This window comes from Streptomyces sp. NPDC001108, assembly GCF_053598535.1.
The window spans coordinates 399,526-412,797 of sequence record NZ_JBSFKL010000001.1 but is presented as its reverse complement, the minus strand read 5'-3'; the positions used below and the strand labels follow the sequence as shown (position 1 = coordinate 412,797).

Annotated in this window: 12 protein-coding genes; 7 read left to right on the top strand and 5 right to left on the bottom strand. The window is 73.9% G+C overall.

Annotation, left to right across the window (positions count from 1 at the left end):
• The first annotated feature begins 373 nt into the window (after positions 1-373).
• From ACWC97_RS01805 to ACWC97_RS01795, 3 genes are all read left to right on the top strand, one after another.
• Complete coding sequence (locus ACWC97_RS01805) at positions 374-1,615, top strand: sensor histidine kinase (protein ID WP_450646794.1); 1,242 nt, start codon at positions 374-376, stop codon at positions 1,613-1,615.
• Positions 1,587-2,255: a response regulator transcription factor gene (locus ACWC97_RS01800; protein ID WP_352274608.1), complete on the top strand. Its 669-nt coding sequence runs from the start codon at positions 1,587-1,589 to the stop codon at positions 2,253-2,255. Before ACWC97_RS01805 ends, ACWC97_RS01800 begins: the two co-directional genes overlap by 29 nt.
• 127 nt (positions 2,256-2,382) lie before the next feature.
• Positions 2,383-2,748, top strand: coding sequence for a zf-HC2 domain-containing protein (locus ACWC97_RS01795; RefSeq protein ID WP_352274607.1), 366 nt, complete (start codon positions 2,383-2,385; stop codon positions 2,746-2,748).
• 60 nt (positions 2,749-2,808) lie between these two features.
• Here the strand turns inward: ACWC97_RS01795 and ACWC97_RS01790 are convergent, their stop codons facing one another.
• The 3 genes from ACWC97_RS01790 to ACWC97_RS01780 form a co-directional block, all read right to left on the bottom strand.
• Positions 2,809-3,909 (bottom strand): C45 family autoproteolytic acyltransferase/hydolase, encoded by a 1,101-nt coding sequence (locus ACWC97_RS01790; protein ID WP_450646791.1) that lies wholly within the window; start codon positions 3,907-3,909, stop codon positions 2,809-2,811.
• Complete coding sequence (locus tag ACWC97_RS01785) at positions 3,906-5,537, bottom strand: amidohydrolase (protein ID WP_450646789.1); 1,632 nt, start codon at positions 5,535-5,537, stop codon at positions 3,906-3,908. The genes ACWC97_RS01790 and ACWC97_RS01785 overlap by 4 nt, the downstream gene beginning before the upstream one ends.
• 75 nt (positions 5,538-5,612) lie before the next feature.
• Positions 5,613-7,046, bottom strand: a complete 1,434-nt coding sequence (locus tag ACWC97_RS01780; protein ID WP_450646787.1) for a purine-cytosine permease family protein — start codon at positions 7,044-7,046, stop codon at positions 5,613-5,615.
• Positions 7,047-7,135: 89 nt separating this feature from the next.
• Here ACWC97_RS01780 and ACWC97_RS01775 point away from each other — a divergent pair, with 89 nt between their 5' ends.
• From ACWC97_RS01775 to ACWC97_RS01765, 3 genes are all read left to right on the top strand, one after another.
• A complete protein-coding gene (locus ACWC97_RS01775) occupies positions 7,136-7,768 on the top strand; it encodes a TetR/AcrR family transcriptional regulator (protein WP_392278033.1) in 633 nt (210 codons plus the stop codon).
• Positions 7,769-7,819: 51 nt separating this feature from the next.
• The gene (locus tag ACWC97_RS01770; RefSeq protein WP_450646784.1) at positions 7,820-8,440 is read left to right on the top strand and encodes an L-threonylcarbamoyladenylate synthase; all 621 of its coding nucleotides are present in this window, start codon (positions 7,820-7,822) and stop codon (positions 8,438-8,440) included.
• Between the two features lie 189 nt (positions 8,441-8,629).
• On the top strand, positions 8,630-9,895 hold the full coding sequence (locus ACWC97_RS01765) for an MFS transporter (RefSeq protein WP_450646782.1): 1,266 nt from the start codon (positions 8,630-8,632) through the stop codon (positions 9,893-9,895).
• A 235-nt stretch (positions 9,896-10,130) separates the two neighbouring features.
• Here ACWC97_RS01765 and ACWC97_RS01760 read toward each other — a convergent pair whose 3' ends face one another.
• Together ACWC97_RS01760 and ACWC97_RS01755 are read right to left on the bottom strand one after the other, a co-directional pair.
• Positions 10,131-10,835 (bottom strand): amidohydrolase family protein, encoded by a 705-nt coding sequence (locus ACWC97_RS01760; RefSeq protein WP_450646780.1) that lies wholly within the window; start codon positions 10,833-10,835, stop codon positions 10,131-10,133.
• 512 nt (positions 10,836-11,347) lie between these two features.
• On the bottom strand, positions 11,348-12,544 hold the full coding sequence (locus tag ACWC97_RS01755) for an MFS transporter (RefSeq protein WP_352274599.1): 1,197 nt from the start codon (positions 12,542-12,544) through the stop codon (positions 11,348-11,350).
• A gap of 139 nt (positions 12,545-12,683) precedes the next feature.
• Here ACWC97_RS01755 and ACWC97_RS01750 point away from each other — a divergent pair, with 139 nt between their 5' ends.
• Positions 12,684-13,205 carry a nucleoside deaminase gene (locus ACWC97_RS01750; protein WP_450646778.1) on the top strand — a complete coding sequence of 174 codons (522 nt, stop codon included), beginning with the start codon at positions 12,684-12,686 and terminating at the stop codon, positions 13,203-13,205.
• Positions 13,206-13,272 lie beyond the last annotated feature (67 nt).

Below are 13,272 nucleotides of genomic sequence, written 5' to 3'. Positions count from 1 at the left end.
GTCTGTTGGCGTGATCTGCGGTAGTTAACTGGTGAGGGATCAGCGGGGTCAACAGGTCGTGATGTCCTCTCCCGGCCAAGGTGTCTACGCGCGTTAAGCGGGTGTGAACCGCAAAGACCCCGAGGTGCGGCAATGCGGACTTCCTCGCGCGGGTGTGCACCGGCCGTCACCTGCAAGTCATGGTCATGACACGTGTCGGACACGCGTGTCCCCGGCATGAAACATGCGGTGTGTCGAAGGTCACAGCAACCCGAAAGGGCTTTCCGTCTCCAGGTGCCCCCGACGCGCGGCGCGGAGGCCGGACCCGCACGTCCCGCGCGGGCCCCCCGGCGCAGCCGATGCCCGATTCGTCCCCCGCCCCTACGGTGGGGGGATGGCCATGACCCAGGTGTGGCGGCCGGGCGGACCGGCCCGGGGCCTCGCGGCGGACGCGATGCGCGCGGCGGCGCTGTTCGTGCTGTCCGTCGTGGCGGCTTCGGTCAACCCGCACCAGCGCACCTTCGAGATGCGCTGGTCCACGGTGGTCGTGGCGGCGATCGGCTGCGCCGCGCTCGTCTGGCGGCGCCGTCACCCGCTCGGCGTACTGGCCGTCACCACCGGCTGCGGCGTGCTCTTCCAGTTGCTCGGGGTCCGCGACAGCCCGCTGGTGGCCGGTCCGGTCCTGGTCTCCGTCTACACCGTGGCGGTGCGCACCGACCGGCGTACCGCGTGGACGGCGGCCGCCGTCTCGGCCGCCGTCCTGGTGGGCGCCACGGTGGGCACCGCGGGATCATGGCTGGAACCCGACACCCTCGCGACGGTGGCCTGGACCGCGCTGCCGGCCGCCGTGGGGGAGGGGGTGCGTTCGCGCCGTGCCTACGTACTGGCCGTCGAGGAACGGGCGGAACACGCGGAACGCACCCGTGAGCAGGAGGCACGGCAGCGGGTGGCCGCCGAACGGGTCCGCATCGCCCGCGAACTGCACGACATCGTCGCGCACCACATCGCCCTGATCAACGCCCAGGCGGGCGTCGCCGTGCACCTGGTGGACCAACGGCCGGAACAGATCCTCACCGCACTGGAGCACATCCGCGACACCAGCCGCTCCGCCCTGGACGAACTACGGGTGACCGTGGGGCTGCTGCGGCAGTCCGACGACCCGGTCGCCCCCCGCGCCCCCATGCCGGGCCTGGCCCAGGTGCCCGCCCTGCTCGCCTCGTTCGAACGCGCCGGGCTGTCCGTCAGCCACACCCGGCACGGCGACGCCGGCCCCCTGGACCCGGCCGTCGACCTCGCCGCGTTCCGCATCGTCCAGGAGTCCCTGACCAATGTGCGCAAGCACGCCGGCGCCGACCGCGCCCGGCTCTGCCTGCACTACCACCGCGAACGGCTTACGATCACCGTCGAGGACGACGGGTCCGACGGGCCGCGCCGTCCGCATCCGGGCGCCGGTCACGGACTGATCGGCATGCGCGAACGGGCCGCCGCCATCGGCGGCCGACTGCGCGCGGGACCACGCCCCGAGGGCGGATTCACGGTGACGGCCGAACTGCCGCTGCGCCCCGGCCGCTCCCGCCCCGGACCGGCACGGGACCAGAGGGACGGGCATGACGATCCGCGTACTGCTTGCCGATGACCAGGCCCTGTTGCGGGGCACCTTCAGGATGCTGTTCGACGCCACGGAGGACATGGAGACCGTGGGCGAGGCGTCCGACGGCCGCGAGGCGGTCGACCTGGCCGCCGCCGAGCGCCCGGACGTCGTCCTCATGGACATCCGCATGCCCGAGATGGACGGTCTGGAGGCCACCCGGCTGATCACCGAGGCGGACGGCACGGCCGGGGTCAAGGTGCTCGTCCTGACCACCTTCGAGGACGACGAGCACGTCGCCGAGGCACTGCGCGCGGGCGCCAGCGGCTTCCTCGGCAAGGGCGCCCGGCCGGAGGAGCTGCTGGACGCCGTCCGTACGGTCGCGAGCGGCGAGGCCCTGCTGTCGCCGACCGCGACCCGGGCCCTGATCACTCGGTTCCTGGCCCAGCCGGACCCCTGCCCGGCCGGGGTGCACGAGCGACTGGCCTCCCTGACGCCGAGGGAACGCGATGTCACGGCGCTGGCCGCGCTCGGCCTGTCCAACGAGGAGATCGCCGACCGCCTGTTCGTCAGCCCGCTGACCGCGAAGACGCACGTCAACCGGGCGATGACCAAGCTGGCGGCCCGGGACCGCGCCCAGCTCGTGGTCGTCGCCTACCAGTGCGGGCTGGTCAGCCCCGCGGCCTGAGACCCCGGCGGGCGCCGGGCCGCGGGCCCGGCAGTACACCGGCGGACCGGATACCACGGCCGTGGTAGGCGCGAATCACTGTGTGCGGACGATGTGCCCGGACCCCTCGCCGGGGGATGGTGGGGCCATGAACGGAGGTTTCGCCATGACCGGAGCCCGCTGCCTGACCGAGACGTCCGGCAAGAAGCCCGTTGCCGAGAAGTGCCGCACGATCCGTGAACAGCTGGCCGCCAACGCACCCGAGACCCTCACCCCCGACGAGGCCCGCGCCGTGGCCGCCCACCTGGCGGCCTGCCCCGCCTGCCGGAGGGCCTACGGCCGCCCCACGCAGGTCCCGGCCCATCTGGCCCTGCTGCGCGAGGCCCTCGCCCACGGCCAGGGACCGGGCCGGGGAGACGCCCCCTCGGGGCGGCGTGGCGCGGAGCGCGCCGCGACACGGCAGATCACGCTCTCCCAGTGGGTCAGCAAGACCTCGTACGCGTCCGCCGGCTGAGCGGACCCGCGCGCCCGCCCGGCGGACCCGTGGGGGCCCGGTCGGGCGGGCGCGGCGCGGTCAGCCGGCGGTGAGCACGCGCCAGTCGCGCGAACCGATGTCGGCCGGCGTGCCGTCGAGGACCCGGGCGGTACGCGTCGCCGGGTCGAGGGCGACCGTCGCCAGGCTGGCCCAGCGCTGCCCGAGCGGCTTGTCCAGGTCCGGCAGGCAGGTCACCGCCGGCTCGCCCTCCCCCGTCACCAGCACGGCGGCGAGCTCCTCGGGCGTCGCGGCCGGTGCCCGGTCGAGGCGGGCGCGGACGAAGTCGTACCGTTCGCCCGAGTCCGGCTGGTAGAGCCAGGTCTTCTCGTCCATGGCGGGGGCCGGGGTCAGGAAGTGGTTGGTCCGCACGAGCGTGCCGCCCCGGGCCTCCACCGGGAACACTCCGGCCGGGCTGAGATCGAGCAGCACCGCGTCCGCCCCGTCGAACAGGGCGAACGACCCCGAGGACGCCAGCGGGGCGGAGCGCACCAGCTCGACCGCCTCGGCGACGCTGCCCGCCTCCTCCAGCACGATCGCCGCGAGGACGTGCACGGGGACGCCGCCCACACCGTCGCGGACATGCCCGAGGATGTTGAAGTGCAGGGCCAGCCCGGCGCCGTTGACCCCGATCTTGCCGAGGATGCCGTCCTCGGTGAGGCCCACGAAGCCGTGGCGCCCGCCGCGTATCTCCTGGGTGTGCCAGGCACCGCTCAGCTCCACGTGCCAGTCCCAGGTCTGGACGCCGAAGGTGCGCGCCGGGCCGTCGGCCCCGGTGGTCCGGCGGACGAGCGTGGTGCACTCGCCGGGCGGAACGGTCGCGCTGCGCGCCAGGATCTCGGTGCGCGCGTTGAGGGCGGCGACGCGCCAGAGGTCGGTGCCGGAGCCGTGGGCGATGCCCTCGATCTCGGCACGGGCCCCGGGACGGAACCGGCCGATGTCGTCGAGGGCTCGCTCGGCGTCCCCGCGCACCGTGGCGGCGGAGATCCCACCGAGCGCGAAGAGCCGGTCGTACGTCTCGATCGCGGCGGGCAGGGCGTCGCGCAGCTGCTCGCCCCTGACGACGCCCCGGGCGCGCGGGTCGGCGCCGGCGGCCTCGACATGGCGGCGGTGTGCGGGGCGGGGGATCGGCGTCGTGGTCACGACTGTCCTTTCACGGGGTGCGGGTGGAGCTGTACGGCACCGCCGACGACCGTCGCGAGGACGGGGTTGCCGGGCTGTGCCTCGGGGGCCAGACGGAGCGGGTCGGCCGCGAAGACGGTGAGGTCGGCGAGGCAGCCGGGCGCGATCCGCCCCAGCTCGTCCCCGGCCCCGGCGGCGTACGCGGCGGCGGCGGTCATCGCCGTGTACGCCTCGCGTGCGGTGACGGCCTGGCCGGGCTGGACGGGCGCGGCCCCGGACTCCTCGACCGGGCGGCGCAGCTGGCAGTCGGCCAGGCCGACGCGCGGATCGCCGGGGCCGATGGGCCAGTCGGAGCCGAGCGCGACGACGGCGCCGTGGTCCAGCAGGTCGCGGGTGCGCCAGCCGTGGGCGGCGCGCTCGGGGCCGATCCGCCGCGACCAGTTGTCGCTGCCGTCCGCGCGGGTGTGCCGGGTGCCGTGCACGGGCTGGAGGCTCGCGACGACGTCAAGTGCGGCGAACCGGTCCAGCAGGTCGTCCGGAACGGACTCCAGGTGCTCGATGCGGTGCGGGGCGCGACCCGCCGGGCCGACCTTCTCGATGACGTCGAGGGCGAAGCGGACGGCCCGGTCACCGATCGCATGGGTGGCGGTCGGGATGCCGCGCTCGGTGAAGAAGCGCATCGCCGCCCGGTACGCCTCGGTGTCCCGCCACAGCGGCTCGCGGTTCTCGCCGTGGATGTCGGGCTCCTCGAACCAGGCCGTTCCGTTGTCGGCGGTGCCGTCGAGCATGAACTTGGCGCCCTCGACGTGCCAGCGCCGTCCGCGCAGGCCCTGGAGGCCGGCGACCTCCTGCCAGACCTCGGGCGGCGAGTCGGCCGGGACCAGCGGCGAGCAGCGGATGCGCAGCGGCAGCTCGCCGTGGTCCTCCAGGTACCGGTACACCTCCTCGGAGGGGTCGGAGAAGTCGAGCGCGTGCAGCCCGGTCAGCCCGCCGCGCGCGAGCCGTTCGAGCTGCTCGCGGACGTAGCCGGCGGCCGTCTCCACCGGCACCTCGGGGTAGTGCGCGAAGACCAGGTCCATCGCCTGGAGCTCGACCACGTAGCCGTTGGGGCGGCCGTCCGGGCCGACCTCGACACAGGAGGCGTCGGTGAAGGTCTCCCCGCCGGTCAGCCCGGCCAGCTCCACCGCCCGGGGGCTCACCACCAGCGCGTGCGCGTCGCTGGTCATCAGCGAGATCGGCCGGCCGGGGAAGCGCTCCTCGAACACGGAGCCCTCCGGGTCGCCGTCGAAGACGTTCAGATCGAGGTCGTACCCGCTGATCCACTCGTCCTCCGGTGCGGTGCCCACCGCCCCGGCCAGGCGGTCGAACACCGCCTCCAGGGTGGCGGCGCCGGAGAGGTCCACGCCGCTGCCGATGGAGATCGATCCCCACACGGGGTGGGCGTGGATGTCGGTGAGGCCCGGCAGGACGGTGGCGCCGGGGAAGTCGTGGACGACCGTCCCGGGGCCCCGGAGCCCGTCGATCTCCGTCGCGGTGCCGACCGCGACGATCCGGCCGTCGGTGATGGCGACGGCGTCGGCGGAGGCGTCCACGGCCTCCCCGGCGAGGTGTTCGATGTGCTGGGCGTACACGATGACGTCGGCGTACACAGGCTTTCCTTCGGGTCTTGCGGAGGGTGCGGGGCGGGCCGTCCTGCCCGGTCCGGCGCGCGGACCGGGCGCGGGTCAGCCGCGCGGGATGCTGCCGAGGGCGCGGGCGGCCGCCCAGTAGACGGCGGCGGCGGTGACCATCCCGGCCGGGATCGCCAGGTCGACCTCGCCCAGCGCCCCGGCGATCGGGCCGGTCCAGAAGCTGGTGTTCACCCACAGCGCGGAGACGACGCCCCCGGTCACGAGGGCGAGGAACCCGGCCCGGTGGAAGCCGCCGCGGTACCAGAACGGGCCGCCGTGCCGCTGCTCCATGAGGTCCGTCCCGCTGTAGCGGTTGCGCCGCAGCAGCAGGTCGCACACCGCCACCGCCATGGCCGGGCCGGTCACCACGACCACCAGCTGGAGCATGGTCTGGACGCTGGTCAGGAAGTCGAAGACGAGGATGGCGTACAGCGTCATGACGGTGCCGAGGATTCCGATGATCAGGACCGCGGGGACGCGCGCGAGGCGCACGCCGACCGACTGGATCGAGAGGCTGGCGCTGTAGGCCGTCATGCCGTTGTTCGTCATGGTGTTGACGACGACCGCGATGACGAAGACCGGGATGAACCAGCCCGGCAGGATGCTCTCCAGCGCGGCTTCCGGCTCGTTCATGTCGAGGGTGGTCGCCGCCAGCGCGCCGACCATCGTGAAGACGGTGCTCGGCAGGTACGCGCCCAGCGCCGTCCACCCGGCGACGGCGAACGGGCTGCTGTCGCGCGGCAGGTAACGGGCGAGGTCCGGGCTGTTGCTGTACGAGAGGGGCGTGGAGGCGATGAGGGTGAAGCCGGTGGCCAGCGCCACGGCGAGCGCACCGCCCTTCAGCGGTTCGGCCGGGGCGTAGGACCAGTCGGTGTGGGCGAGCACGTACCCCGTGACCACGAGGAACACCACGGTCAGCAGCACGCTCAGGGCGGTGTAGAGGCGGACGATCGTGGCGTGTCCGAAGATCGCGATCAGCAGCGTGCCACCGGCGATCAGGCAGATGACCGTGGCGTCGACGGCGGTGTTGACCGGCAGGCCGAACCGGCCCGCGAGGCCGATCCCGGCGACCGAGGCGGCCGACCAGTTCAGCGCGAGGTAGGCGGCGGCGATCAGCCAGCCGGTCACCACCAGCACCACCTTGTTCCCGACGATCCCGTAGAACGCCCGGCTGATCACCGATCCGCTCGTCCCGGCGACCGGTCCGCTCGCCGCGAGGACGCCGGTACAGATCCACAGCAGGTTCCCGGCCGCGATCACACCGAGGGCCTGGGGGAGGGTGAGGCCCATGAGGATCAGCGCCGCGCCGACGACGAAGCTCAGATAGCTGACGTTGGGAGCCGCCCAGACGGCGAACAGCTGACGCGGCCGACCACCGCGCTCGTCCTCCGGGACCAGGTCGATCCCCCTGGTCTCGACGTGTCCCGCGCGCTCGGAGCCGGGCTCGTCCAGGGGGCTCGCGGAGGAGCCGGTGTGCGTCGTCGTCATCGAGGACCTCTCGCGTTCCGCCGGCCGTGGTCCGCTATTGGGCAACTGGCCAACTGCATGTTGGTCACACATCCAATAGCGTGTCCCCCATGACGTCAAGACCCCGGTCGGCAAGAGTCCGCAAACAGCCCGGCGAGCGCCGCGCGGAGATTCTGCGGACCGCGGCGGCCATCGCCCTGGAGGAGGGGCTGGAGCGCGTGACGCTCCGCCGCGTCGCGGACGACCTGGGTGTCCGCCCCGGGCTCATCGGCCACTACTTCCCGGCCGCGGACCGGCTGGTGAGCGAGGCGTTCTCGCACGCCGCGACGGAGGAGCGCGAGGGGCTGCTGCCGCTCGCCGAGCGCGGGCTGCCCGCCGACGTACGGCTCGCGCGCTTCCTCGTCCGCCTCGCCGACGGCGCCTACCGCGACCTCAGCCGGCTCTGGCTCAACGCCCGGCACGCCAGCAGGTTCCGCCCCGGCCTGCGCGAGGCGGTACGCGCCGAGGAGTCCGCGACCCGCGACGCCCTCGCCGGGCTCATCGAGGACGGCCGGAGCGCCGGGATCTTCGCCACCGACGACGCGCTCGGCGCGGCCCTGCACATCCTGGTCACCGTCGACGGCCTCGGCGTGTACGCGAACGACGACGCGCAACTGGATCACCCGGTGCTGGAGGACATGGCCATCGCGACGGCCGAACGCCTCCTCGGCCTCGCCCCCGCCACCCTCCGCGCCCGCGCCTGACGCCGCCCGCCGATCCGTCGGGGGCGACGGGGCAGCCCGTAGACTCCGCGAATGGCGAAATACTTCGACGTGCACCCCGAGAACCCCCAGCGGCGCACCATCAGCACGGTGGCCGACAGCATCCGTTCCGGCGCGCTCGTCGCGTACCCGACGGATTCCTGCTACGCCCTCGGGTGCGGGATCGGCAGCCGGGACGGCATCGGCCGCATCCGGTCGATCCGGCACCTCGACGACCGCCACCACTTCACGCTCGTCTGTCAGAACTTCGCGCAGCTCGGCCAGTTCGTGCAGATCGACAACGACGTGTTCCGGGCCATCAAGGCGGCGACCCCGGGCGGTTACACCTTCATCCTCCCCGCGACGAAGGAGGTGCCGCGCCAGTTGCTGCACCCGAAGAAGAAGACCGTCGGCGTGCGGATCCCGGACCACGTCGTGGCCCAGGCCCTCCTCGCCGAGCTCGGCGAGCCGCTGCTCTCCAGCACGCTGCTCCTGCCCGACGAGGACGAGCCGATGACCCAGGGCTGGGAGATCAAGGAGCGGCTCGACCATGTGGTGGACGCCGTGGTCGACTCCGGCGACTGCGGCACCGAGCCCACCACGGTCGTCGACTTCTCCGGCGGCGGGCCGGAGATCGTCCGCCGGGGCGCGGGTGACGTGACCCGCTTCGAGTAACGGCGCGGCTCCTGGGTGCCGTCGCCCCGAGGGGTGCCGGCCGCCCGCACGGCCGGCTCGCTCCCCGCCGTCCACGGGGAACGCATCGAGGAGAACCCTCGCCCGGGGGCGCGGCCATCGTCCGACACATTCGGTATACCATTTCTGTGTCGTCGGATGAGGAGGGGCGCGTTGTCGCGGGAGGAACCGGTGGAGACACCACCGAAAGCGGGAAAACCGCAGGCGGCGCGGTCCGGCCAGGCGATCGCCTCGCTCCGCGGCAGCCCGGGGTTCCGGCTGCTGTGGGTCTCGAACCTGTTCTTCTACGGCGGGGCCTGGACCCAGACCATGGTGCTGGGCTGGCTGGTCTTCGACACCACCGACTCCGAGTTCCTGCTCGCCGTGTTCACCGCAGTACGCCTCGCCCCCATGCTCCTCGGCCCCTTCGCCGGAGTGCTCTCCGACCGGTACGACCGGGTCCGGCTGCTCATGATCGCCTGCCTGTGGGCGCTGTGCGCCGTCGTCGTGGTGGCGGTCATGGCGTCCGCGGGCCAGGTGTCGTACGGGGCGCTGGTCGCCGGGGGGCTGGCGATCGGCCTGGCCCAGTCCCCGTCCCAGCCCGCGCGCGGCTCGCTCGTCCTCGACCTCGTCGGACGGGAGAACCTCAGCAACGCCAACGCCCTCAACGCACTGGCGATGAACATGACGCAGGTCGTCGGCCCGGCGATCGGCGGGGCGATGATCAGCGCCTTCGGCGCGCCCGCCGCCCTGTGGATCTCCACGACCTGGTACGCGGTCTCCCTGCTGGCTCTCTGGCCGCTGCGCGGCACCGGCCAGGCCGGACGGGGCCGTCCGGAGCCGGTGCTCGGGATGCTCGTCAGCGGGTTCCGCACCGTCCTGACCAGCCGGCTCACCGCGGCCGTCCTGTTCGTCACCCTGGCGGCCAACGTTCTGCTGTGGCCCGTCTACCAGGGGTTCATGCCGGTCTTCGCGAAGGACGCCCTGGGGCTGGACGCGGCCGGGCTGGGCTGGCTCCTGACCTGTAGCGGCCTGGGCGGCCTGGTGGGCTCGCTGGTCATCGCCATGCTCGGCGACTTCACCTTCAAGGGCGGCCTGTTCGTGCTCGGCACCGCGGCCTGGGGCGCCCTGTGGTCCCTGTTCGCGCTGTCCCGGAGCGTGCCGCTCTCGTTCGCCCTGATGGCCTGCATCGGCCTGATGAGCGCCTCGTTCGGGGTGCTCCAGACCACCCTGCTGCTGATGACGACCGCGCCCGAGGTGCGCGGCCGCGCCCTCGGCCTCCAGGAACTCGCCATCGGCGTCATGCCGGTCGCCTCGCTGGGACTCGGCGCGGCAGCTGAGCTGGTCGGGGTCCAGGCCACCGCGTTCCTCAGCGGACTCCTGCTGGTCGTCGTTCTGCTGACCCTCGCGGCCAGGGTCCCGCAACTGGTCCGGTACAGCGGGGTGGACGTCCCCTGACGCGTCGTTGAGCGGCCTGTGCCTCGGGCCCGGTCCGCCTGCTCGCCCACGTGACCGGGTCGGGCGGCGAGCGGCGACGTTACGGTCCGGTCGCACGCGGGTCCATCTCGCGGACAGCTCCCACGACGCGGACCGGCGCGCCACTGCTGACGTGCCGCAGGGCCGGCGCCTTTGCCGGGCCGCCGGTCCCGTGCTCCGCGCCGCGAAGCGCGGGACCGGCGGTCGCTCGGCAGGGTCAGACCCGCAGTTCGCCGTCCTGGACCACCACGCGGCCGCCGGCGAGCACCAGTTGTCGGCGCGGTGCGCGGACCAGGGCGTCCTGGACGTTCTCGGCGTCCAGCAGCACGATGTCCGCCCGAGCCCCCACCACGAGGTCGTGGGCCGCGCGGTGGACGAAGCCCGCCGCGCGGGTGGTGGCCAGCTCCACCGCGTGGGCCAGCTCCCCGTCCGTGCGCAGGCCGTGCAGCCGGGCGAAGCCGAGCGCGACGCGGAGGATGTCGCCGTCACCGTACGGCGACCACAGGTCCCGGATCCCGTCGGTGCCGAGGCCGATCGGGACACCGTGCTCCCGCATCCCCCGCCAGGGCAGCGGCGCGGTACGGACCGGGGCCACGGTCGCCCAGGAGACACCGGCCTCCGCGCAGGCCTCGACCAGGCGCAGCTGCCGGTCGGCCGGGAGCTCGCCCAGCGCGAAACCGTGCGAGACCGTCACCCTGCCGCGCAGCCCGGTGCGCAGCGTGCGGTCGATGATGAGCTCGAACTGGAAGGCGCCGAGCTCGCCCCGGTCGTGCAGATGGATGTCGAGCCCCACCCCGCGCCGTTCGGCGACGGAGAAGAGGCCGTCGAGCTGCGCCACCGGGTCGCGGTCGATCGAGGCCGGGTCGAGCCCGCCGATCGAGGTCGCCCCCGCCGCCGCGGCCCGGTCCAGAAGATCCAGCACGCCGGGGCGGCGACCACACCGTCCTGCGGGAAGGCCACGATCTCCACGTCGACCGCGCCCTCGAGCGCCACCACCGCCTCGCGGACCACCTCGATCCCGCGCAGCCCGACGCCCAGGTCCACGTCCACATGGCTGCGCACCGCCGTCGTGCCGTGCCGGAGGAACTCGCGCAGGACCGCCGCGGTCGAGTCCGCACTTGGGATACCGAGGGCGTCGCGTTCGGCGCGCTCGTGGGAGATGCGCCCCTGGGTCGTGGCCTCGCCGCCGTAGGACACCCAGGGCTGCCCCCACCAGCTCTTGTCGACATGGGCGTGCGCGTTGATGAAGCCGGGCAGGGCCAGGAGACCGCCGCCGTCGAGGTGGACGCCGTCGCCCGGGGCCGGGCCCGCGGGCTGTACGGAGCGGATCTCGCCGCCGGACACCACGATGTCCGCGGGCGCCCCGCCCCAGGGACGGACGTTCGTCAGAATCACATCAACCATGACCAGATGGTATGCCAAAAGCCCCGTCTGTCAGCCGTTCCGGCGGGTCAGCGCGAGCGGCAGGGTGGCGAGTGAGAGCGCGGCGGTGACCAGGAGGGCGACGGAGAAGGAGGTGCCCGTCGCCAGGAATCCGACGAGGAGGGCGCCCAGCCCCGTCCCGCCGTCGAAGCCGATGTTCCACACCGCGCTCGCCACCCCGCTGGACCGGGGGTCGACGGCGGCGAAGGAGTCCACCAGGGTCAGGTTCTGGAGTCCGCCGTAGCAGACGCCGACGAGGGTCGTCCCGGCCAGCAGGGGCACCACCCGCGTCTCTCCCGGCGTGGCCACCGCCCAGGCGGTCAGCGCGAGCCCGGCGGCGGTGGCGGCCACCAGCGGCCAGAGGAACGGCCGGGTGCCGTACCGGTCGGCCGCCGCCCCGAACCGCCAGCGCGCGACGGCCGCCGTCCCGGTCAGCAGCAACAGCGCGGCCAGCGTCGCGGCGGGGTCGTCGCTCATCTGCGGGGCGAAGGTGATCAGGGCGCCCCCGGCCGTCGTGGCCCCGAGCAGGAGCACCATCGGCCGCAGCAGCGGCAGATACGCGGTGCGCGCGACGACGGCCCGGTCCTGCGCGTCGCCGGTCCCGGCCGGGCGCCCGTCCAGCCGACGGGCCAGCCGCACCGCGGGCACCACCCCGAGCAGGGGCAGCGCCCCGACCACGAACACGGCCGTGAACCCGATGTTCTCCGCGGCCCACGGGGCGGTCGAGACCAGGATGAACTGCGGCCCCGCGATGGCCAGTCCGTACGCCCCGACCGCCTTCCCGCGCCGCTCCGGCCCGACGAGTTCGGCGACGGCACCGGCGCCGCAGACCGTGAGCACCCCGAAGCCGAGCCCCCGCACCGCGGCCAGGGCCAGCACCGAGCCCAGTCCGGTGGCCCACGGGTGCGCGAGCGAGGGGGCGCCGAGCAGGACCGCCCCGGCGACCAGGGTGGCCCGCCAGCCCAGGCGCCGGATCGTGGCCGGGACCAGGGTCTGCGCGCACACGGTGCACAGCATCAGGACCGCGTTGACCGAACCGGCCCCGGCGGTGTCCGCGCCGCCGCGCACCGCCCAGAGCGGCGCGGTGGGCAGCAGTGCCGCGAACCCCGAGAACCCGGCGGCCGTCAGGAGCAGCAGGGCGGGCATGCCCGGCGCCCTCCACACCGATACCGAGGTGTGCGTGATGCTGTGCGTCGGGGCGTTGTTCACTGGCCGGGGCCTCCGTGTCGCCGTCGCCGGACCGGCATGCGGTGAAGTGGGGCCGCGGCGTGAACGGTTATGGAGCCCCGAATGGTATACCGAATGTCGCAGGACTGTGAGCCTGGAAGAACAACTACGGAGAGTGGCTATGAGCACGGAGAACGGGACGGGCGCGCAAGGGGTCGCGGAGCCGGTCACGGAGACGGACCGGACCTTCCTCCGCCGCTGCGTCGAGCTCGCCCGCGAGGCGCTCGACGCCGGTGACGAGCCGTTCGGCTCGCTGCTCCTGGACGAGCACGGCACGGTCCGGTTCGAGGACCGCAACCGGGTCAAGGACGGCGACGCCACCCGGCACCCGGAGTTCGAGATCGCCCGCTGGGCGGCCGAGAACCTCTCGCCCGAGGAGCGGCGGGCGAGCGTCGTCTACACCTCGGGGGAGCACTGCCCGATGTGCAGCGCGGCCCACGCCTGGGTCGGCCTGGGCCGCATCGTGTACGCGTCGAGCGGCGGGCAGCTGGTCGCCTGGCGGCAGGGCTGGGGCTTCGACGCGGGACCGGTCGCGGCGCTGCCGGTGAACGTCGTCGCCCCCGGCGTACCGGTCTCGGGCCCCGACCCGGTGCTCGCCGAGGAGGTCCGCGCCCTGCACGCCCGGATGCTGGGCGTGGCCTGAGGGCCGCCGCCGGAGCATCCCCGCCCGGCCCGCCGAAACGCCGTCGCCGCCCCCGGGAGCCGTGAAG

Excerpts from the sequence above, each read along its gene's own strand:
- ACWC97_RS01795 (WP_352274607.1), top strand. The coding sequence starts at position 2,383 with ATGAACGGAGGTTTCGCCATGACCGGAGCCCGCTGCCTGACCGAGACG.
- ACWC97_RS01800 (WP_352274608.1), top strand. The coding sequence starts at position 1,587 with ATGACGATCCGCGTACTGCTTGCCGATGACCAGGCCCTGTTGCGGGGC.
- ACWC97_RS01750 (WP_450646778.1), top strand. The coding sequence starts at position 12,684 with ATGAGCACGGAGAACGGGACGGGCGCGCAAGGGGTCGCGGAGCCGGTC.
- ACWC97_RS01780 (WP_450646787.1), bottom strand. The coding sequence starts at position 7,046 with ATGACGACGACGCACACCGGCTCCTCCGCGAGCCCCCTGGACGAGCCC.
- ACWC97_RS01775 (WP_392278033.1), top strand. The coding sequence starts at position 7,136 with ATGACGTCAAGACCCCGGTCGGCAAGAGTCCGCAAACAGCCCGGCGAG.
- ACWC97_RS01805 (WP_450646794.1), top strand. The coding sequence starts at position 374 with ATGGCCATGACCCAGGTGTGGCGGCCGGGCGGACCGGCCCGGGGCCTC.
- ACWC97_RS01770 (WP_450646784.1), top strand. The coding sequence starts at position 7,820 with ATGGCGAAATACTTCGACGTGCACCCCGAGAACCCCCAGCGGCGCACC.